A 21,244-nucleotide genomic window follows, 5' to 3' on the forward strand; every position below is an offset into this window, starting at 1 on the left:
GAACCTTCGTTGAGACGATATCGATATTGCAGGCCACCAATCACTCGTAGATTAGAAGCTTATACTAACGTAAATCATCTAATTTCTGTTTTAGTTCACTCCCAGTTTATGTCGTCCCATCCTTCGAAATGCTTAATTCGCAATTCTAATTCAAAACGTTCCCATCCACATTTGTCATACAGGAACTGAACGAGTGACCTGAATTCGCCGTTATCAAGTTTGACTCCGCGCGTACCGTGGTCAATGATAAACGGTTGCTCACACAAGTGTTCGAACGCGTCTTTTGCGGCACCACCCTTGTGTGGCGGGTATGACGCTTTGTTCAGGATCACGTCACGAGGAAGAGGTTTCCCATAGCTGTGGTTCGTGACGAGCACTCGAATTATCGAGCAGATCAGTTCTGTTTCGTTCATACACCCTACTCAAGAGTAAGAGACCATAAAGATACATACTTTGATGTAGCATTTATCAGACTCTATTGGTCGTCAAATGCATAACTCTTTAGTAGCCAGACATACTCTGATGTGGCATGAGCAAGCCAGCGGTTAACGCCGACGCACCCAACGATATGACGATGAAAGAGCAACGGCTCGAATATCCGTCCGGCTGGTTGTACCTATGCCAGCATGAGAGCATTCACCTGATACTCGACGCACTCTTACAGGTCGACCCAAAGAAAGAATTCAACAAGACGGAGCTTGCTGAATTCGCGGGTATCAGCACCCAAAGCGTCCGTCGTCACATTGATCGGCTTGTCGAACTGGGTATCGTCGCCGAGACCGCGGGAGGTCGCCGCTATCACTATAACTTAGAGAGTGAAGCCGGTCAGCTCGTCGCCGAATTGAACGCTGAACTCGCCGCGAGCGGTGTGGAGCAGACGGACGTCTAACGCACTACTATATTTCTCTCACGCAATCACCCTTCTCGAACACTCTTCATACTAGGGGGATCTTACTTTCAGTCTTGAATCGGGGGAACCACTCGCAAAAGTAGGTTCAACCGCCCTCAGTCAGCGGAATTGGGGTGACAGTCGAACAACCTAATAACTCTCTATGGAAGAGTTATGAAAACTCGCCAGAACGGCGGGTTTTCCGGGGGACTGCCCACACGTTTCAGCCGCAACTCTCACCGAAAAGATTTCCCGCGATTCTAGTACTACTCATTGTCGGGTGGGAGATCGTCACTTGCGTTCCATTGCAGTCGGGTGTGAAAGATATTTCAGGACAGGGGTGGGAACGAGTGAATGATGAGTGGCGAGCATGGGAACGAGGTCGTCGTTGACCGGACGGACGATCTTGAGTTACCCGAGGGGACGCAGACCGTCCTTGTATCGGTTGATCCTCCCCCAACGGACCGTGTCTGTCACCTGGTCGGTGAGGATGCGCGCTCGACTCTCTGTCTCAGCACTGGCACATTTCGACCAATATCCTCATCTGAGGCACGGTCACACGTTGATCGGGTATGTGAGAACTGCCGGACACAGTACAAGGGGGGACAACGGAGGCGGCCGTGTCCGCTCTGTGAGGAGTCAATTGCGGCGAATCAGTGGCCGATCCATATTCGGAACTGCGATCACAGTGGGTAGCACCGGTGGTACCTGTCGGGAGTCGCGGGAGAGTAAGATTGAGTGGAACCGTAGTAGATCATCGGCCAAAGAGCCGTGCGAGTAGGCCGCGAGAGTCGTTCTCAGCGGACTCTGCCGGTCGCACTGCGGTTTCCTCTCGCGCCTTGTTCGCGTAGGTCTGTGCCTTCTGGGCTTCGGAGAGACGGGCGTTCAGGGTTTGTTTGTCGGCTTGCAGTTCTTCGATTCGTTCGTCTTTCTCATCGAGGAGGTCTTTCGTTCGATTCAACTCGCCTTTCAAACGTTCTGACTTCTTGAGAAATTCTTCCCGTTCTTCTCGCAATTTCTCATCTCCATTCGGATTACCCTCATTTTCACTGCGTATCGTTTCGTAATGGTTTAGCTTTTCTCGCAGAAGGCTACTAACCGACATATCCCGATTTTCGGCTTCTTGGCGGTACTGATCCGCCGTATCGTCAGCCACACGTACCGAGAGTGGTTCCATACAATCGTATACAAACCATTACGCTTCGTATTTTCTAAGTAAAATCGACATTTAGAGACAATTCCTCATTTTATGATCAATTTTCTACCAGATACTCTTCATCGAGCCTTGAATGTTTGATGTAGCGATATGCAATTTATGGATATCTGGGTGCCTGTTATTGGACGATATGGGCTTTGAACCGGCGTTTTACACTGGAAGTGGTGGTGTGTATTCTACTTCTGGTTAAAATCATAATAGAGCGAACGGTATAGAATTCCGAATCAATTGATCATAGAATGGTACATATCTGTTCTTTCTCTCAATAGATATTTCATAAAGTTGCTAAGATTACCTCCGAGGGTATTTTCACTGGATGAAAACGCTCGTGGTGAACTATACCCCATCGCGGTCAACCGCCACTCATGAAACCCAACTGGCAACGAATCGGACGCGTACTCTTGATACTGAGCATTGTCTTTCTGGTTGCTTCACCAGGGTTTGCAATGGCAAGTAGTGAAGATCATACAACAACGTCGACAACATCGAGCCAAGACGATGGCCACCATGATGGAGGACAACATGGAACAGAGACGACAACTGAATCAGGGGAAAGCCATGGGACAGAGACAACAGTTGAATCGGGAGGCGGTCATGGAACCGAAACAACCACTGCATCAGGACATGGTCATGGTGGAGAAACTGACGCAGGGAACGATCACGCAGAGGAAGGTCAGACCGAATCAGGCCACAGCCACGAAGGAGAGGGACACAGTGGTGATGAAGAAGGATTCCTGAATGGTTGGTTGATGATGGTCGGGGGACTATTCCTGTTAGGGACAGTTGCAACGGCACCAGCGTATCGGTACACCAGTACACGTCGGCAGGATTTCACCGTCTCTCCGATTCACTTTGGCGTCGCGTTACTTGCGCTCTTTACTGCTGCTGTGCACTTCTATCTCTATTTCGAACACGGCGAACAGATCATGGCCCTTGCCGGACTCGGATTCCTCGGTGGCATTGGTCTGTTCTTCATCGGTGTCAATCGATTGTATCTCTATGGTGTGGGAATTCTCTATACAGCTGTTCAAATCCTCCTGTGGACCAATGATGGAATGCCCCACGTCGGAAGTTTCGGTCTGATTGATAAAGTGGTGCAAGTACTTCTTATCATTACTCTTGGATTCCTAATTCTGCGTCACCGACAACGCGCTCGGCACTGAACAAAGTAATAGGTGAGTTTTTTTGCGACTGTTCACCTCCTCAGCAGAGACTACGACCGCTGTGAGCAACCGATATCATTGGAGATGTCGACTACGGGCTCCAAATCAGCAATTATGAGCCTCCGTTGTTGCCACTTTTCTCTCTGTGGCCGTGATTTTCGGTGTTACCTTGATTGCCTTCTCCACCATGATTCCCGCTATCACCGCTTTGTTGTGTCATTCTTATCTTCCCGACCATTGTTGTTGGGTGAACGGTACAGAGATACTGACTGATATCACGAGTGGCGACAAATGCCAGCATCTGAACCGCTCCTTTCTTCGCAAGTTGCGGTGTGACTTTGATGGCATCTTTCGGAGGTGTTCCACCGTTTTGGTGCTCACCCATCATTGGACCGTTTTCTCCACCCATCATGTGACCATCCTGTCCCCCCATTGATGTTCCATTTTGACCACCCATCATCGACCCACCATTCTGCATCGTTCTTACATTCGGAAATATCACGGAGAGATTCTTCCCGTTCGAATCCCGCAACGCGAATGTATGCGGTTGTCCATCCAGGTTTTGCCACATTACTCCGTATGTCCGGCCGGGTTCGAGTTGGAGTGTTGGATTCTTTTGTCCTGCGATGGATTGTGGCCCTCGTCCTTGCCAACCTGAGACTCGACCACCGAGAGCAAAGCAGCACATGCCTTGATGGTTACCTCCTGATGACGTTTCTTGTGCGGCCACGGTGGATGTCAATCCAATCGCAGTACCGCCCACAACACCGAGGAACTGTCTGCGTGTCTGTTTCGTAACTCGTGGTTCGTTGGGCATGGAATTTCCCCCAAAGGGGCAACAACCGAACTAATAATAAAACAAACTATTTGGAGAGAGTAAGGGTTCTATTATTATGAATTTCATAGTGGTTATAACGCAAACTCTCTTGGCTTCGTTCAGTTCACGCAGGATATTTTCTCCAAAGATGGTGATTTACTATGGGTTCTGATACCCCTATCAGTATCTGTGCATCTGCTAACTGAATCCAATAGTGCCACCCAGAGAGTGTCACCATATCGTTTTTAAACGCCACTCTTCAGCTCATCATATCGATCACGAAAGAGTGATTCACAGGACGTACAGCAGAGATAGTATTGTTGTTCATCAGTTTCCACCGTTATTCCGTCTCCTTGAATTGGTTTTCCACATTCAATACATTCGATTGCGAGGTCAGACCGGTGAATTTGGGGCTTCCAGATCGAATTTGCGATCTTTCGAACTTCGTACGACTGGATGTGTTGGTCATTCAGTCTCTCGTCGAAGAGTTGTTTGATCTCCTGGTCGTTCATGTACGCGTGAGCACTAATTCGCAAATCAACTGCTTGTAGGATACACTCAACCGTATCCACATTGGATAACGACTCGACGATCGCCTCTTCACTGCCAGGCTGTGCTTCGATTTCGATCAAAATATCATCTCCTGTAGCGAGCATTGAGCGGTCGATGTTCACCGTAAAGCCGTTGATGACCCCGAGGTCTTTAAGCTGGGAAATACGGTTCGAAACGCTCGGGGCCGACAATCCGACTTGCTCTCCGATGTCGGTGTACGAACGACGTGCATCGTCCATTAACAGTTGCAGAATATCAGTATCCGTTTGATCGAGTTCTACCATGATATCTATCCCTCGTCCCGAACATCTACCAGCGATCATGTAAAGCGTGTCGGCAATCTACATCTGAAACGCTAGGCGCCTTTTTATGCCCCTACTTTCTCTCTCCCTTTTTCGACGCATCGTACCTTTACCCTGCTAGCAACAAGAGGGGAAAAGAGAGACGTTGAAGTAATGAATGCGATGGCACTATCAGAACTCGAACTGAGCGATACTGGAGAAAAGTGTATGAACGACTGCTTTGAGGCTGTTCAGGCGTGCGAATGGTGTGCTGACGAATGTCTGGACGAAGATATGGACATGTCGCGGTGTATTCGCCTGTGCCGAGATGTGGCCGACCTCGCCGCCGATCACGCTCGATTCATGGCGCGCAACTCCAATTATAGCCCGCAACTTGCCGAGGCCACTGCTGGTGCGGCCGAAGAATGTGCCGAAGAGTGTTCCCGACACGACCACGAGCACTGTCAGGTCTGTGCCGAGGTTCTCGAAGAGTGTGCAGAGAGCTGCCGTGACATGGCGTCCGCGTAAATCGGAATTCGGACGTTTCCCCGAAGCCCAATCCGGTTTTTTGGAACGTGCGTTCGTACGTAGGTAGGACAATTCAAGGGGTGAGAACCAACCATACTTCCTTTACGCTCGATGACGTAGATGACTCTTCGAGGTTCAGTAATGGACGAGCACGACGACTCGACAGAGGATGTAGAAAAAACTGAGGATGAAACCAGTCACGACAGGCACTCAGATAACGAAAGAGAGCAATCTAAGCAGGAACGAGAGGCGTCTCACGTAGAGCGTTCGCTCTTAGAGGACGAAGCACGAGACGCGAAAGAACCAGAACACGAAACTCACAATCGACACAAAGACGGAGACCAGGACCACGGTGGTCATGGCGGGATGCACGCTGGTCACGAGCAGATGTTCCGCCGGCGCTTTTTCGTGTCGACACTCCTTTCGATCCCAGTTCTCCTCTATAGTGAGGCCCTTCAGCAGTGGCTTAGCTTCTCGGTTCCCGCATTCCCTGGGAGTGAATGGATCAATCCAGTGTTTGCGATAATTGTCTTCGCCTATGGTGGTGTGCCGTTCCTCAAAATGGCACTCCCGGAACTACGAGATCGTTCACCAGGCATGATGACGCTGATCTCAATGGCGATCACCGTTGCCTTCGTCTACAGTCTTGCGAGCGTTATTCTCCCCACGACGTCAGCATTCTTCTGGGAGCTGGTGACGCTGATCGACATCATGCTGCTGGGTCATTGGATTGAAATGCGGAGTGTCCGGCGCGCATCTGGTGCACTCAATGAATTAGCAAAACTGCTTCCCGACACTGCAGAACGTATTCGAAACGATGGCACTACGGAAGAAGTCCCTGTCAGTGACCTCCAGACCAACGACCGTGTTCTCGTCCGTCCTGGTGCGAATGTTCCTGCAGACGGTGTAGTAGCGGAAGGCCACTCTGAGGTCAACGAATCGATGATCACGGGAGAATCCCGTCCTGTTCTCAAGGAGTCTGGTGATGAGGTGATCGGTGGGACGATCAATGGTGATGGCAGTCTTCGCGTTCAAATCACGGCTACTGGCGATGATACAGCACTCGCCGGTATTATGCGACTCGTCGAGGAAGCCCAACAGAGTAAGTCTCGAACACAGGTTCTTGCTGATCGAGCCGCAGGATGGCTGTTCTATGCAGCAGTTGCCGCAGCGATCATCACAGCCATCGGATGGACGATTGCCATCTCTTTTAATGCGATGGTGATTGAACGAGTTGTTACAGTCCTCGTTATCGCCTGTCCACATGCACTTGGTCTGGCAGTGCCGCTTGTCGTTGCTATCAACACGTCACTTGCGGCTCGAAATGGGATGCTCGTTCGCGATCGGATCGCTATGGAACAAGCACGTGAAATCGATATTGTCGTGTTCGATAAGACGGGGACTCTCACGAAAGGTGAGCAGGGCGTCGTTGACGTTATGACCGTCAGTGGAATCAACGATGATGAAGCTGTTGCAATGGCTGCTGCTGTCGAGCGCGATTCAGAGCATATGATTGCCCAAGCACTCCGTGATGCAGCAGCCAATCAGGGACTGTCCGTCCCACAAGCAAGCAATTTCGAAGCCATCAAAGGCCGTGGTGTCCGCGCAACCATCGATGATGATTTAGTCTTTGTCGGCGGTCCAAATCTTATCGAACAGGAGGCTATTGAACTGGCTCCTGAACTCACCCAATTCGCGAATACTGCTGGTAAAAACGCACAGACGGTCGTCTATCTGCTGCGGGATAACGAAGCTATAGCCGCATTTGCGCTTGCAGATGTAATTCGCGAAGAAAGCCGACAGACTATCGAAGCACTTCACGAGTTAGATATCGAGGTTGCAATGCTGACCGGCGACAGCGAAGGTGTTGCACGAGCCGTGGCAGACGACCTTGGTATTGACACGTACTTTGCTGAAGTGCTTCCTGAAGACAAGGATTCGAAAATCACTACGTTACAAGAGCAGGGGAAACTCGTCGCAATGGTCGGCGACGGAGTCAATGACGCGCCAGCACTCACTCGCGCCGATATAGGTATTGCAATCGGGAGTGGTACAGATGTTGCAGTCCAGTCTGCGGATCTCATCCTCGTTCAGAACAATCCCCTTGATGTCGTGCGACTCGTTAAACTCAGTCGAGCGAGCTACCGAAAGATGCAGGAAAATCTCGTCTGGGCAGCCGGTTACAACGTCTTTGCCATTCCACTGGCAGCGGGGATCCTTGCTCCAATTGGAATTCTTTTGTCCCCTGCCGTCGGTGCCCTTTTAATGTCTCTCTCTACCGTCGTCGTCGCTGTCAATGCACAGTTCCTCCGAAGAGTTGATCTGGATCTTCCGAATTTACCTGGTCTTCCCTTGCCGCAGGAACCACAGTCAGCAGATTAACCTTTCTAGCCCAGTGCTGTTCAATGGTAATCATATACTTGAACACGGTAAGAGGTGAGATGAGGATAGCTTAGTTTTCGATTCGCACGTCAAACGAGGTCGAAATGAGATTGCCCTCTGGTTTTGTCTGAAGAAACAGCCGATACCGACCCGACGTTGGGAAAGTCGCATCGAACTCGACACGGCCCGGCTGAGATGTTGTTTCTCTTGGATGCACGTGAAGATATGCGAGGTCTCCCTCACGAAGGGCAACCAAATGGCCGAGTGCCCCAAGATACGGTTCTAGCTCTGCTACGGATCCATCGTCGCGATGCACGTCAAATAGCAATCGCGTAGCTTCACTAGCAGTAACGTTGTCTGTGAGTAAGTGGATCTCGTACCCTTCACAAGTGGCCTGCCGTGACGTGCCAGGACGCTCTTCTACAGTTGTAGTCCCTGGTGCGAAGAGGTCAAATCCAAGCGTCATTGAATGGCCCTCAATGACTACATCGACAAATGCCCGGTATACGCCTGGTTCAGGCAATGAAAAACCTCCAACACTGCATGTCCCGTCCGATTTGACGTCAGGATGCAGATGCTGAAAATGGGTCATATCTCGCCGAACGACGATGAGATGCAACACTTCACCGTGTGCTTCGTCAAATTCAGTTACTGCTCGTCCATCCTCAGTCACGATCCGAAACGACCAATTGACTGTTTCACCGTGCTTGAACCGTGTTTCTGATGGTACCAATCGCAACCCTTTGCTGTGGAGTGATAATCCTCCTATTGAAGCGTGACCTCCTGGTTCTTGCCTAAGTGATTTTCTAGTTGACTCAGTTTTGTCTTCCCCATGTTTCGAATGTTCCCCCATATATTGTGAATCGTCAGCAGCCATCTTACTCGTTTCTCTATTCTGGTCACCCCGAACACTCGATAGTGACTTAATATAACCGCCTCCAAGTAGTCTCTCGTTATGATGTCTGTGTTCGGAGCCTCCAGGAGACGTTCACAGGTATCCGTACAAACGATAGATCGGATTCTATCGCCGATAATAGGCGAACAATCCTCTATCAAAAATGGGTCTATGTACCTCTGACCTTGAATTCTGACTATCTCTCCCATAATCGTTACAAATTTTATATTTATCAATGGTGGAATTATTCGTTTCTATTGAATGTTTTGGTGATATTCTATGAGTGAAACTACTCCTCACCCATTATGGACCTTTCGTCTAATCCTTCAAGTAACGATATCATATGGTTGGTATAGACAGACGTTACGGGCGGTATAGAACGTACAATCGACTCCAACGGCAGTTTCCACTTTGAGAATATGGGTTTCGACGAACAAAAAATCACACGAAGATCTGTTCTGGGAAGTACTGGACTCGCACTTACAAGCCTCGCAGGCTGTGTAGGTCTCGGTGGGACATCGAATGATTCGACGACGACAAATTCGACGACGACAAATTCGACGACGAGAGCTTCCACGACACGAACAACAAGCAGTCGTGAGACTACGCAAACGACTACGAGAACCCAAACCGAGACCCAAACGACTGAAGCAACAACTGAAACATCTGAGACGACTACTACTGAAGAAGGGCCAGGATACAAAGACTATCACTGGCACGGTCAGTTGTTCTTCGATATCGATGGCGAACTTGTGAATTTCGACCGGCCGAAGTACTATCTTGACAATCTCGAAAAACAACATCCTGAGACGGTGTACTTCCACTTTCACAAATCTGCGCACGGTCCAAACGAGTGGAGCAACGAGAAGAAGGTCATCACGTTCGAACGCGGCTTGAACCTCTTACCGGACATCTCCTACGAGAAACGCGGTAGCAATCATGTCGTTGGATATGACGGGACGACATATCACGGTGGCCAATCTGGTATCGAGGTCGCCATTCGTGAGAGAACCGAAGACATCGACCCAACGAGTTACGAAATCCAACATGCCGACCAATTTTGGATTAGTGTCTCAACCGGCAACGAGTCGAACGCTAATGGCGGCACGCGCTCGGGGAAGATGATGTTCGATATCAATAACAAACGATTGGACTTTACCGCTTCGAAGTACCAGCGTGCAGGAACGAATCAGTTCCAATTCGAGAACAGCGAACCACCATACTACGACTGGACGAGCGCAGGGGACTCGATCACACTTGCTGAGGTGTTTGACCAACTTCCGGATATCACCTATTCGAACAACGGTGGCCACATCATCGAATATTCGAGTGGTGATCGGTACGACGGGATATACAAATCGCGTAGTAATGGAACGGAGATCAGCATTCGGCAGCGAGCCTCCGATATCGATCCAACGTTGTATGAGTTGCAAGACGGCGACATCATTTGGGTATACGTGCACAGTGACGCTGCGCCGGATAACGAACACTGAGTCAAATTTCACTCAATATGACAGACTATACACTCGCGTTCAAGCCCGCAATCAGACTGTATGGACGACACGATCCCAGTGCAGTCCTCTTCGAAGATGGTGAGGTTGTATACGGTATCGAAGAAGAACGACTGTCTCGTACCAAACATGCGCCACAGACGTTCCCGACAAACGCCATTCGTGCGTGTCTCGACTACCGGGATCTTGAACTCGGTGACGTCTCGAAAATTCTCCTCCCCTATGATCCAACCCTCCAATCGAAAATTCTTGACCACTATGTACGAGATTTCGTCCGCCTTGATGGCATTGATTCGAAGGCACGTCACTTGGAGTGGCTAGTCAAATCACAGATGCAAGGGCGTTTTTTCCCAACTAGCCAGGTAGAGTCACGACTGGCGGAAATAGGAACGCCAGTTCCATCGATTGAGACCAGATCACATCACGCTTGTCACGCTGCCAGTGCGTTCCATCCATCCGGGTTCGACGAGGCACTCGTGCTCACAGTGGATGCCAAGGGCGAGTACGATTCGACAGCTGTGTGGCGCGGCGACGAAACCGGTCTCACTCGAGTCCGAACGTACGAACACCCGAATAGCCTCGGCCTCTTTTTCGCGGTCATCACCGAGTATCTCGGCTATCGGATGTTCAATGGTGAAGGGAAAGTAATGGGTCTCGCCCCATATGGTGAGGAGAACGAAGCAATTGAAGACGCACTTCGAGATTTGATCACTCCTGGCGTTAATTACGACGTGACAGGATTGACGAAGCGGTGGGACACGAACCATGGTGTTCGAAAACTAGAGGAGACACTCGGTCGTCCACGAAACGACACACCGGGCGAGTTCGACCAGTGGCAAAAAGACCTCGCGTACACTGCGCAAAAGCTTCTCGAGGAAACAGTCCTCGACATGGCAACGACGTATGCCAATGCTATCGGCACGAAGAACGTCGCACTCGCTGGAGGGGTTGCGCTAAATTGTAAATTGAACATGCGACTTATCGAATCGGACACCGTCGAGAACGTCTTCATCCAACCAGTTGCCAACGACGCTGGACTAGCACTCGGTGCGGGATGGCTTGACCAGTCACCAATGGATGTGCCAGAGATGACGGACGTCTACCTTGGCTCCGAGTACGAGACAGACGAAATCGTGGATTTACTGGAAATGAATAAAATCAGCTATAAGCGTCCCGACAATCTCGAACGCTATGTCGCCGAGAAACTGGCTGATGGAGCGCTCGTTGGATGGTTTTGCGGACGCTTGGAAATGGGACCACGTGCACTCGGCAGTCGGAGTATCCTTGCTGATCCACGAACAATAGCGTCCCGTGATCGAGTGAACAAATTCGTCAAACATCGTGAAGAGTGGCGGCCCTTCGCGCCGTCAATGCTCGAAGAGGCAGCAGAGGAATATCTCAAAAATGGTCAGCCCGCTCCGTTCATGATCACGGCATCCAACGTGAAACCAGAAAAGCGGGACGATATCGAAGCAGTACTTCATCCAGCAGACGATTCAACGAGGCCCCAGACTGTCCGTAGCGATCAGCATCCACGGTATCACACTCTCATCTCTGAGTTCGACAACATTACTGGCGTCCCCGTTGTGTTAAATACGTCATTCAACGACCATGCTGAACCCATCGTAGAGACGCCGACACAGGCACTCAAAGATTTCTATGGGATGGGGCTCGATGTACTCGTTTTGGAGGATGTTATAATCGAAAAATGACACCCGCGAAAATAACGGGGAAGCACCGATTTCCACAATTGGCAGTTCGGGGAGAGGCTGAAGCCAGTGTCGGGAGGACAATGCAGTGTAATGATTCTGGCTTTGCCATACAGATGCGGAATGATCGTTCGAGGGGCGATTCGTAATGCACATTGGCCTTATCATTGCTAAAGTAATCGTCGTAGCACTCGGCCTATTCATCTCATCACAAGGATACCGTGCATACAAACGCTATAGTAATCGAGCGATGTTCTTTCTTGCAATTGGTTTCTTTACGATTAGCATCGGCGCTGTCACTGAAGGTGTACTTTATGATGTGGTCGATTTCTCAATTTTCTCTGCTGGAATGATTCAGACGGTGGTTGTCGCTATCGGTATGGTATTCATTTTGTATTCAATTTATTATAAGACATCATAGAAAAGACTAATCACTTTGATTACCCCACGAATGGCAACATTCTTTCGTATAGAAATCACCAGTATATAATTATTCGGCTGAGAACGAACTGAAGACACTCGATCGAAATGTACCAGAACCGAATTATTAGACCTATGGGTTCGGAACGGTTTAACGGGATGTTCATTTGGAACTACCCCACAACGAAATCTCTATCCAACCGTGTTCAAAGATACTGAACAGAAGAGCTGGTCATTCATGCTAATCTGGTTAGATAAAAGGGAATAATGAGAGAACTCACATACCTGTTCATCACACTTTTCCTGGTTGGTCTTTGGTTAGGTAGTGCATCGATTTTAGCTGGCACTTCATTCTGGGTGTTTACCGTATTTGTCGTTATTTTGCAACTGATCATACTGTTCTATGCACTTTATGACCGTCGGGTGCAGTAACAACCTGATGACGTCCACTGTCTTTGGAGCGGTTTTGTTCTACTCATACATGTGATTGGAGCAATATCCTCACGAGGGTCTTCTTCGCACCTCTTTTAAGTATGACCTGGCTTGCATTACAAACCTATAGCTGTAATTGACTCTGTATTCGTTTCAGATTGTGACACTGACCTCGTAGCTTCTTCACTCGATACATATTATTCAATCCGGTTCCTCTTGGAATTTGTATTTCTAACGGATTCCAGCCCGCAAACTCCATTTCAGAAGATAAAGCTAGTAGTATATGAATGACCTCGAATCGAGATGTTCTCGAATTAGTGGTGTAAGAGGATGTTTAGACGTCGCTGGCTTGTTCCGTTAGCTCTTGTGGTGTTGTAGCGGAGATTACTTGTAGGAATATACTCCCTGGAGTTGTTTGATTGGGCACTACACTTTTCGGTCTTTCTACCGTATGGTAGTCGATGGCAAACGAACGCTCCGATATCAACCTCCAGGTAGGGAGAATTGCACGAAAAGACGTGGTGAGTGTCTCCAACGACACGGCTATCGAGAAGGTCGCCCAGACGATGGTCGACGAAAACGTGGGTGATGTCTTAGTCACTGAGAACGGAGATCTCACCGGGATCATCACCGATCGTGATCTTGCAATTCATCTCCTGACAGACGAATACGGTACTAACGTTCTGCATGATGAACAGTCGGGAGCAGACCTCTCCGCGGAAAATGTAATGACTGAAGACCCACTCACGATTGACTCTCAAGCACGCCTTCCACACCTACTCCATCACATGAATCAAGTGAACGCACGACGAGCACCTGTCGTGCAAGATGGGAACGTTGTGGGGATTGTCACGCTCGATGATCTCATTGTCCACTTAGCAGGTGAGAGTGAGCATGTGGCCGCACAGCTCGAAAGTCTTGCTGCTATCGTTCACTCGGAATCTCCGCAAGGTGACTGAGACGCTACCATCGGATGCATAAAGAGTCAGGTATCGCTATGTTTAGCCGCTCTTTTCTTGTTCCTTTCAGACACTCGCTGTGTAGCCTGCGTCTTCGACGGCTTCAACGAGCTCTGAACTGTTAGCATCACCTTCGATAGTCGCCTGCTCGGCCTCGTGGTCGGCTGTCGCATCGGTAATACCGTTCACACCTTGGAGAGCTTCCTCGACGGTTTGCTCACAGTGTCCACATGACATTCCTTCAACGGTGATAGTGGTCGTCATACACTCCGAGATACGATCTACTGTCTTTTGTGGATTCCCCTTTAAATTCTGCATCTGTATTGTACCCACTACACTAGAAACAAAAGTCAAAAACGCGAACCACTTTTGACTCTCGATGACGTAGTACTACTATGCGCGATTTGGACGAAACCGATCTCGAAATCCTCCAGTTATTGATGTCGAACGCCCGTCGTCCGTATAATGACGTTGCGGAAGCCGTTGACCTCTCCCCACCTGCCGTATCGGATCGGGTTGCTCGACTACAGGAGCGAGGAATCATTCGTGGATTCACGCTCGATATCGACCGATCTCAGTTCCGTAAAGGAATACCGGTTCTGGTCACACTTGAAGTCGCTAGCACACGTGATGTTTCGTCGGTCAAGGAGACGCTCTTCGATACCGGTGCAGTTGAGTACGTGTTCATCACTGCCGAAGCCGACATTGTAGTCTATGCACGAGTCCCAGACAACGACGTCGCCAATTGGCTCGACGATATCTTTGATGAAGGAACGTTCGATAACTTCGAAGTGAAACTTTTGGCGGGTTCGGAGTGGTCTCCCAACCTCGGTGGGATGGAGTTCGCACTTTCCTGTGCGCAGTGTGGCAATACGGTCGATAACGAAGGAACGACGGCTCGAATCAACGGCGATCTCTATCAGTTCTGTTGCCCGTCGTGCGAAACTCGCTTCGAGGAGAAGTACGAACAGCTCCAGCAGGGTGCTGACTGATTGGTATCGGGGCAATATCACTTTCGATCCAAAGCTTTCCCGGTCTCCCGCCTGAACATTCTAAAGAACAAATCCATTGAAGAGGGAAGACGTATAATATAGTGTAATGAGTCAGCGTCGAATTCACATCGATATCCAGGGGATGAGCTGTGCGAATTGCTCACAGACCATTTCCGATGCCGTCACCTCTCTCGATGGGGTTTCGGAGGCGAACATCAACTTCGCCACTGACGAAGGGACTGTGGAGTACGATTCGGACGAGGTTTCATTGAAAAGTATCTACGACGCCATCGAAAACGCTGGGTATACACCGATCACGGAAACGACAACGATCGGCATCACCGATATGTCGTGTTCGAACTGCTCAGAGACGGTGCAGAACGCACTCAAGCAAACACCGGGTGTCATCAAGGCCGACGTCAACTTCGCAACTGACGAAGCACAAGTCACGTACAATCCCACTGAAGCAACTATTGCGGACCTCTACGACGCTATTGAAAACGCTGGCTACGCCCCCGTCCGCGAGGACAACGAATCCGACGCTTCTGCAGAGGATCGCCGCGATGCCGCACGCCAGGCGGAAATTCGCCGACAGCTTCGCCTTACACTGTTCGGTGCTGCACTCTCTGCCCCTCTTATCTTCTTCCTCGTTGAGAAGTTCATTCTCGGCGGCGGAATCCTTCCGGAAACGATTCTAGGGATTGAGTTCGGCTGGGTCGAGTTCCTGCTTGCGACGCCCGTTCAGGCTGTCCTCGGCTGGGAGTTCTACAAGAACTCGTATAAGGCACTCGTGAAGAACAAGAGCGCCAATATGGACGTGCTCATCGCTCTCGGTTCGTCCACGGCGTATATCTACAGCGTCGTGGTACTGCTCGGTCTGATCTCGGGCGGGCTTTACTTCGACACAGCTGCGCTCATCCTGGTGTTCATCACGCTCGGTAACTACCTTGAGGCTCGCTCGAAGGGGCAAGCCAGCGAGGCACTCCGGAAACTCCTCGAGATGGAAGCCGACACCGCGACGCTCGTCGATGAGGACGGCACCGAACATGCGGTCCCTCTTGAGGAAGTCACGGTTGGCGATCGGATGAAGGTCCGTCCCGGTGAACAGATTCCAACCGACGGCGTCATCGTCGATGGTCAGAGCGCTGTCGACGAGTCGATGGTCACCGGCGAGTCGGTGCCCGTCGAAAAGAGCAAGGGTGACGAAGTCGTCGGGTCGACTCTCAACGAGAACGGTATCCTCGTTGTGGAGGCGACAAAGGTTGGGAAGGATACTGCCATCCAGCAGATCGTTCAAACCGTCAAAGAAGCTCAGTCTCGCCAGCCAGACATTCAGAACCTCGCTGACCGTATTAGTGCCTACTTCGTGCCGGCAGTTATCCTGAACGCTCTCTTCTGGGGTATTGTCTGGTATTTCTTCCCTGGAACGCTCGCTGGATTCGTATCTGCCATCCCGCTCTGGGGCCTCGTGGGTGGAGGGCCGGCCGCGCTCTCAACATTCGAATTCGCTGTCGTCGTCTTTGCGAGTGCGGTGCTAATCGCCTGTCCCTGTGCGCTTGGATTGGCAACGCCGGCAGCGACAATGGTCGGTACGACCATCGGTGCCCAGAACGGCGTTCTCTTTAAGGGCGGTGACATCCTCGAGCGGGCGAAAGACGTAGACACCGTCGTGTTCGACAAAACTGGGACGCTCACCGAAGGCGAGATGGAACTCACTGACGTGGTCGTTTTCGACTCGAACGGTCAGCCAGTTACTGACGGTGGCGAGCCGGCAGCCGATGGTGGAGCACTGACCACGCGCGATCGGCTCGACGAGGAAGACGTGCTTCGAGTCGCTGCTACTGCCGAAAGCGGGAGTGAACACCCACTTGCTCGGGCAATCGTCGACGGAGCCGAAGAGCGCGACATCGATGTGGCGGACCCGGACAGTTTCAAGAACGTCCCCGGCCACGGGATTCGTGCTATTGTCGACGACAGTGAGGTGTTGGTTGGCAACAGGAAACTACTCCGTGACAACAAGATCGATCCCTCATCCGCCGAAGAAACGATGGAACGCCTCGAGAATGAGGGGAAAACGTCGATGCTTGTTGCCTATGAAGGCGAGCTCGTTGGTGTGGTCGCCGACGCTGATACAGTCAAACAGAGTGCGAAAGATGCAGTAAGCGCACTTCAGGACCGGGACATCGACGTGATGATGATCACCGGTGACAACGAGCGGACCGCTCGCGCCGTCGCAGAACGGATTGGTATCGATCCAGCCAACGTCCGTGCGGAAGTCCTCCCTGACGAGAAGTCTGATGCGATCGAAGCCATCCAGGACGAGGGTCGCAAGGCGATGATGGTCGGTGACGGTGTGAACGATGCACCAGCACTCGCCGTCGCGTATGTCGGGACAGCTATTGGCAGTGGCACCGATGTCGCTATCGAAGCTGCCGACGTGACGCTGATGCGTGACGATCCACTCGACGTCGTGAAAGCCATCCGCATTAGCGATGGGACCATCGCAAAGATCGAGCAGAACCTCGTGTGGGCGCTGGGCTACAATACAGCGCTGATTCCACTGGCGTCGCTTGGTCTGCTCCAGCCTGTGCTTGCCGCAGGTGCAATGGCCTTCTCCAGTGTGTCGGTGCTCACCAACAGCCTGTTGTTCCGCCAGTACACGCCCGACCACGACTACAAGTTCCTCGGATGGCTGCGCTGACCATCGAGATTCCGATTCAATATGTCGAATGTAACCCGTCAAACGGTTCGAGCATATCTCGTCGAGAGGGCCGATACCGAACCGACGTACCTTCGGGCTCGCGATATCGCTAGTGAGCTCGATGGGTCGCCGAAAGCCGTTGCACAGTATCTCAGTCAGCTTCAAGACGAACTCTCGGATATTTCGCTAGAGCAATGGGGCCGCTCGAAGAGTACAACGTGGCGAATCGAGTTGCTGGAGTCGTGAAGTAGCACGCCACGCCAATTAGAATCGACCCAGATTTTTAAAAACCGATTCTGGGGAGTGATGGACGCTATCTATTCCGGCCTTGCAATGCTCGTTAGCGTGGTCGTTCTCAATTGCAGCATCGATCTGTCGAACACTGTAACGTTTTTCGCAGCAATGTCGGACAGATTGCTAGGGGTAATGTATATCTCGAACAGCGCGACACTCGATTGGTCTAGCTTGTGCCGATCATCGTCGTTAATAAAGAGACGGGGAATCGAGAGTGCTAGTCGGCTGAATGTGCTTGACCCTGACCCATCTCCGCAGGATTCATCATGCCTTCCTTCACGCCGAAGTAGACGAGAAGCGCATTGATCGGGAATGCGAAAACGAATCCAACGGACAGAGAAAAGGCAAGGGCACCCCAGAACAGCAAGTCACCTATCTTCGCCTGGCTGGCAATCAACAAATCCGTACCGATTGCGGAAATTTCCATGATGGTGATGCTCGGCGTTTCGCTGTAGAGGGCATCGAACATTGCCTCACGGAAGCCGACACCCTCCTGCATAAGTGGGCCGACGGTCAGCGCGTAGCCGAAGATGTATGCGAGCGCGAACGTCCCTAGCGTCGTGATGAGAGTACTCTGTAGCGCCAATAGACCCGCGAGTAGTGCGAATCCGAGGACCTCGCCTGCGCCACACCCTGAGTAACAGTGGGCAGTTGATCGGAAGCCCCGACGCCACAGCGAATCATGACTGATCTGGGTTCGCCCGGTATACCAGTAAACGGCGAGACCGAACGGACCAGAGTATAGTACGACCAGTGTCCAGACACCCTTCATTAGCGACGGCAACGCCTGGTTGCGTCGATGTATGTCCCACAGAAGAGTGCTGACAGAGACGATTACGAGGAGTGCCCAGATACCCATTAGCATCGGGTCCGACAGGATCGGTTTCATCACGTGTCGAATCGGGGCGAGCGCATGTTCGATCTGCTTTGTGAGTTGATGGAGTTGCATGGTCTTTGTGATAGTGTTAGAAACTGTATTGGATTCTCGACTGTCCGCCGACTCACGGCTGTGAAGATACGGTAAAACACGATATGTGGTGGCGAAGGCAATAATATTGTGGCTGCTCTCCCAATGTGCTTAATGCCCCGAATAATTCTGCCGTATTGATTCTAATATAATACATATACGTGGTGGTTTTATGCTTTCTTATCTTGGTCTACAGACGGAGCAGGCCGGGTGTCTCGGACGTGACTCTGAGACGGTTCACCCAAGAATGATAGTTGAAGAAGGCGTTTATAGGTGTATGATATGATAGCATCTTTCATAACAAATGTCCTTGAGGCATTACGCATTGGTACGGGATTCCTCTGGACGGCAGCGTGGGCCATCATCATGGGGTTGGTCATCACGAGTTGGGTGCAAGTCTACGTCTCCAAGGAACGAATGGGCAAACTTCTGGGAAGTGAATCCATCTCAAGTCTTACGAAAGCGACCGGATTCGGCGCAGCGAGTAGTGGCTGTAGTTTCGGCGCGGCGGCGATTGCAAAAGGCCTCTTTCGAAAGGGAGCTCATCCAATGAACATGCTCGCGTTCATGTTCGCGAGTACGAACCTCATTATCGAACTTGGATTGATGATCCTCATTCTCCTTGGCTGGGAGTTTCTCGTTGCTGAACTCCTTGGCGGACTCATTCTCATCCTCGTGATGGGTATCATCATCCACTTCACCCTTCCCGAAGAGATGTTTGAGCGAGCTCGTGACGAATTGAATGCACGGGATTCCGAGGAAGGAATCGAAACAGATCCAACCTGTGGAATGGAGGGGAGCGAGGAGTTCACTCTCGTTACTGACGGAGGAGAGACGCTCGAATTTTGCTCACAAGGGTGTATGGAGACCTATGAACAGAAATTGGCGGGACAGGGTGACTGGCGTACCGAACTCACATCGTGGGGTGGCTGGTACAAACTCGGCAATCAGTACCGCAAGGAATGGTCGATGCTGTACAAGGACGTCATCGCTGGATTTCTCATCTCCGGATTCGTTATCGTGTTCGTTCCTCAATCCGTGTGGAATACATTATTCCTCCAAGGAAATGGAACGTTCTTTAGCGCTGAAAACGCTGTTATGGGTGTTGCTGTTGCAGTAATCAGCTTCGTCGGAAGTATCGGCAACGTCCCGTTCGCCGTTGCACTTTGGTCAGGAGGTGTGAGCTTTGCTGGCGTCATTGCCTTCGTCTATGCTGATCTCATCACGATTCCAGTACTGAACGTGTATCGGAAGTACTACGGCTGGCGCGTCATGCTGTACATCTTCGGCGTCTTCTTCGTGACGATGGCGTTCACGGGATTTCTCATGGAGGAACTGTTCGACTTATTCGGAATCATACCGAATCTCGCCGGTGGCGAAACGGCAACTGAACAGACGTATTTCGAACTCAATTACACCTTCGTCCTCAATGTAATTGCGTTCGCTCTCTCGGGATTCCTCTATTACGTCTATCGGCGAGGACTCGGCGCACCGAGCCAGTTTCGCGACCCGGTTTGTGGCATGCGTGTCGAACCGAACGGAATCTCGACAACGCACAATGATGAGACGTTATATTTCTGCTCGGAAACGTGCAAGCGAGCCTTTGAGCGAGAACCGGATAGGTACCAAGCCGACTTGCCTGAAGGGCGTCCGTCGGACTCAACGCATCCTCACGATCACGACCATCATTGATCAACCGACTTCTCTTTGACAACTAGTTTTGTCCTGGTAAAGACCCAAGTATGTCGTTCACGTAATCAGTTTTGAGTATCATGGGGGGCACGAGTATCTTCGCAGTTGAGACGGGAGTACTGTTTTTCATCTTATTCGGCCTGCTCATTGGGATCCTATTCGGATTCTTCGGTCTCGGTGGAAGCTTCTTCGTTACACCAGCGCTCCTCGTTCTCAACCATCCACCTGCAGCTGCAGTTGGATCTGGATTGGTATTTGTTTTTGGAACGTCTCTTTCCGCTGTTGTCTCCCACCGGCGGTTAGGACACATCGATTACAAACTCGGATTTCTCCTGATTCTGGGAATGACGATCGGAATCGAGGTCGGCAAACGTGGGCTATTTATTTTGGTTGCAAAAGGAATCGCAGATCTCGTTATCAGTATCATCTACGTCGGATTGCTATTAGTTGTCGGGCTCTTCGTTTTGCGCGATGCCTCCACCAACCAGCTCGAAGAAGATGGTGGTGTTGATGAATCACTCATCCGTCGTATCGGTACAATCCAGTGTCCACCAATGGTATCATTCAAAGGAAATGTTACTGCCTCCGTTTGGGTAGTGCTACTGATTGCATTCGTAACCGGTGTGCTAGCTGGTTTTCTCGGCGTTGGTGGTGGGTTTCTTGTTCTCCCGAGCCTCCTGTATGGTCTCACACTTCCCGAAGCGATCGCTGTCGGGACAGACATCTTTCAGATCTCTGTTTCAAGTGGGTACGGAGCCTTCCTCTATGCCCAAAGTGATGCAGTTCATTTGTCGGCCGTACTCCCATTACTCGGCGGGAGTGTGTTTGGCGCCTACTTTGGCTC

The 21,244-nt window shown here is 50.9% G+C and carries 19 protein-coding genes; 12 read left to right on the forward strand and 7 right to left on the reverse strand.

All coding sequences use genetic code 11. From position 1 onward, the window contains the following. Positions 1-95: 95 nt before the first annotated feature. Positions 96-413 carry a hypothetical protein gene (locus ACGYLY_RS28460; protein ID WP_395286088.1) on the reverse strand — a complete coding sequence of 106 codons (318 nt, stop codon included), beginning with the start codon at positions 411-413 and terminating at the stop codon, positions 96-98. Positions 414-529: 116 nt separating this feature from the next. Here ACGYLY_RS28460 and ACGYLY_RS28465 point away from each other — a divergent pair, with 116 nt between their 5' ends. Further along, positions 530-889, forward strand: a complete 360-nt coding sequence (locus tag ACGYLY_RS28465) for a winged helix-turn-helix domain-containing protein (protein WP_395286089.1) — start codon at positions 530-532, stop codon at positions 887-889. Positions 890-1,643: 754 nt separating this feature from the next. On the opposite strand, the gene ACGYLY_RS28470 is transcribed toward ACGYLY_RS28465, so the two are convergent. Beyond that, positions 1,644-2,045: a hypothetical protein gene (locus ACGYLY_RS28470; protein ID WP_395286090.1), complete on the reverse strand. Its 402-nt coding sequence runs from the start codon at positions 2,043-2,045 to the stop codon at positions 1,644-1,646. Between the two features lie 425 nt (positions 2,046-2,470). Here ACGYLY_RS28470 and ACGYLY_RS28475 point away from each other — a divergent pair, with 425 nt between their 5' ends. Then, a complete protein-coding gene (locus tag ACGYLY_RS28475) occupies positions 2,471-3,268 on the forward strand; it encodes a hypothetical protein (protein WP_395286091.1) in 798 nt (265 codons plus the stop codon). Between the two features lie 112 nt (positions 3,269-3,380). Here ACGYLY_RS28475 and ACGYLY_RS28480 read toward each other — a convergent pair whose 3' ends face one another. Next, positions 3,381-4,085, reverse strand: a complete 705-nt coding sequence (locus tag ACGYLY_RS28480) for a hypothetical protein (RefSeq protein WP_395286092.1) — start codon at positions 4,083-4,085, stop codon at positions 3,381-3,383. 245 nt (positions 4,086-4,330) lie between these two features. Then, positions 4,331-4,921: an AsnC family transcriptional regulator gene (locus ACGYLY_RS28485; RefSeq protein WP_395286093.1), complete on the reverse strand. Its 591-nt coding sequence runs from the start codon at positions 4,919-4,921 to the stop codon at positions 4,331-4,333. 180 nt (positions 4,922-5,101) lie between these two features. On the opposite strand from ACGYLY_RS28485, the gene ACGYLY_RS28490 reads away from it, so the two are divergent. Together ACGYLY_RS28490 and ACGYLY_RS28495 are read left to right on the forward strand one after the other, a co-directional pair. Further along, on the forward strand, positions 5,102-5,446 hold the full coding sequence (locus tag ACGYLY_RS28490) for a four-helix bundle copper-binding protein (protein WP_231189927.1): 345 nt from the start codon (positions 5,102-5,104) through the stop codon (positions 5,444-5,446). A gap of 141 nt (positions 5,447-5,587) precedes the next feature. Continuing rightward, positions 5,588-7,828 (forward strand): copper-translocating P-type ATPase, encoded by a 2,241-nt coding sequence (locus tag ACGYLY_RS28495; RefSeq protein WP_395286094.1) that lies wholly within the window; start codon positions 5,588-5,590, stop codon positions 7,826-7,828. Between the two features lie 70 nt (positions 7,829-7,898). Here the strand turns inward: ACGYLY_RS28495 and ACGYLY_RS28500 are convergent, their stop codons facing one another. Further along, on the reverse strand, positions 7,899-8,501 hold the full coding sequence (locus tag ACGYLY_RS28500; protein WP_395286095.1) for a hypothetical protein: 603 nt from the start codon (positions 8,499-8,501) through the stop codon (positions 7,899-7,901). A 641-nt stretch (positions 8,502-9,142) separates the two neighbouring features. On the opposite strand from ACGYLY_RS28500, the gene ACGYLY_RS28505 reads away from it, so the two are divergent. The 4 genes from ACGYLY_RS28505 to ACGYLY_RS28520 all read left to right on the forward strand — a co-directional run bounded on the left by ACGYLY_RS28505 (position 9,143) and on the right by ACGYLY_RS28520 (position 13,754). Continuing rightward, positions 9,143-10,216 carry a hypothetical protein gene (locus ACGYLY_RS28505; protein WP_395286096.1) on the forward strand — a complete coding sequence of 358 codons (1,074 nt, stop codon included), beginning with the start codon at positions 9,143-9,145 and terminating at the stop codon, positions 10,214-10,216. Between the two features lie 17 nt (positions 10,217-10,233). After that, positions 10,234-11,946, forward strand: coding sequence for a carbamoyltransferase (locus ACGYLY_RS28510; RefSeq protein WP_395286097.1), 1,713 nt, complete (start codon positions 10,234-10,236; stop codon positions 11,944-11,946). 145 nt (positions 11,947-12,091) lie between these two features. Next, positions 12,092-12,364, forward strand: a complete 273-nt coding sequence (locus ACGYLY_RS28515) for a hypothetical protein (RefSeq protein ID WP_395286098.1) — start codon at positions 12,092-12,094, stop codon at positions 12,362-12,364. A gap of 892 nt (positions 12,365-13,256) precedes the next feature. Next, complete coding sequence (locus ACGYLY_RS28520) at positions 13,257-13,754, forward strand: cyclic nucleotide-binding/CBS domain-containing protein (protein ID WP_395286099.1); 498 nt, start codon at positions 13,257-13,259, stop codon at positions 13,752-13,754. 66 nt (positions 13,755-13,820) lie between these two features. Here the strand turns inward: ACGYLY_RS28520 and ACGYLY_RS28525 are convergent, their stop codons facing one another. Continuing rightward, on the reverse strand, positions 13,821-14,018 hold the full coding sequence (locus ACGYLY_RS28525; protein ID WP_395286100.1) for a heavy-metal-associated domain-containing protein: 198 nt from the start codon (positions 14,016-14,018) through the stop codon (positions 13,821-13,823). Between the two features lie 131 nt (positions 14,019-14,149). On the opposite strand from ACGYLY_RS28525, the gene ACGYLY_RS28530 reads away from it, so the two are divergent. Both ACGYLY_RS28530 and ACGYLY_RS28535 read left to right on the forward strand, forming a co-directional pair. Next, positions 14,150-14,746 (forward strand): winged helix-turn-helix transcriptional regulator, encoded by a 597-nt coding sequence (locus ACGYLY_RS28530; RefSeq protein ID WP_395286101.1) that lies wholly within the window; start codon positions 14,150-14,152, stop codon positions 14,744-14,746. 106 nt (positions 14,747-14,852) lie between these two features. After that, positions 14,853-17,447, forward strand: coding sequence for a heavy metal translocating P-type ATPase (locus ACGYLY_RS28535; RefSeq protein ID WP_395286102.1), 2,595 nt, complete (start codon positions 14,853-14,855; stop codon positions 17,445-17,447). 511 nt (positions 17,448-17,958) lie between these two features. Here the strand turns inward: ACGYLY_RS28535 and ACGYLY_RS28540 are convergent. Further along, positions 17,959-18,690, reverse strand: a complete 732-nt coding sequence (locus ACGYLY_RS28540; protein ID WP_395286103.1) for a DUF4396 domain-containing protein — start codon at positions 18,688-18,690, stop codon at positions 17,959-17,961. Positions 18,691-18,990: 300 nt separating this feature from the next. On the opposite strand from ACGYLY_RS28540, the gene ACGYLY_RS28545 reads away from it, so the two are divergent. Together ACGYLY_RS28545 and ACGYLY_RS28550 are read left to right on the forward strand one after the other, a co-directional pair. Next, complete coding sequence (locus ACGYLY_RS28545) at positions 18,991-20,400, forward strand: permease (RefSeq protein WP_395286104.1); 1,410 nt, start codon at positions 18,991-18,993, stop codon at positions 20,398-20,400. Between the two features lie 80 nt (positions 20,401-20,480). Beyond that, positions 20,481-21,244: sulfite exporter TauE/SafE family protein (locus tag ACGYLY_RS28550; RefSeq protein ID WP_395291327.1), on the forward strand; the 764-nt coding region annotated here is incomplete at its 3' end.

Origin of the sequence: Haladaptatus sp. CMAA 1909 (assembly GCF_043952005.1) — an archaeon.
Classification (GTDB): Archaea; Halobacteriota; Halobacteria; order Halobacteriales; family Haladaptataceae; genus Haladaptatus.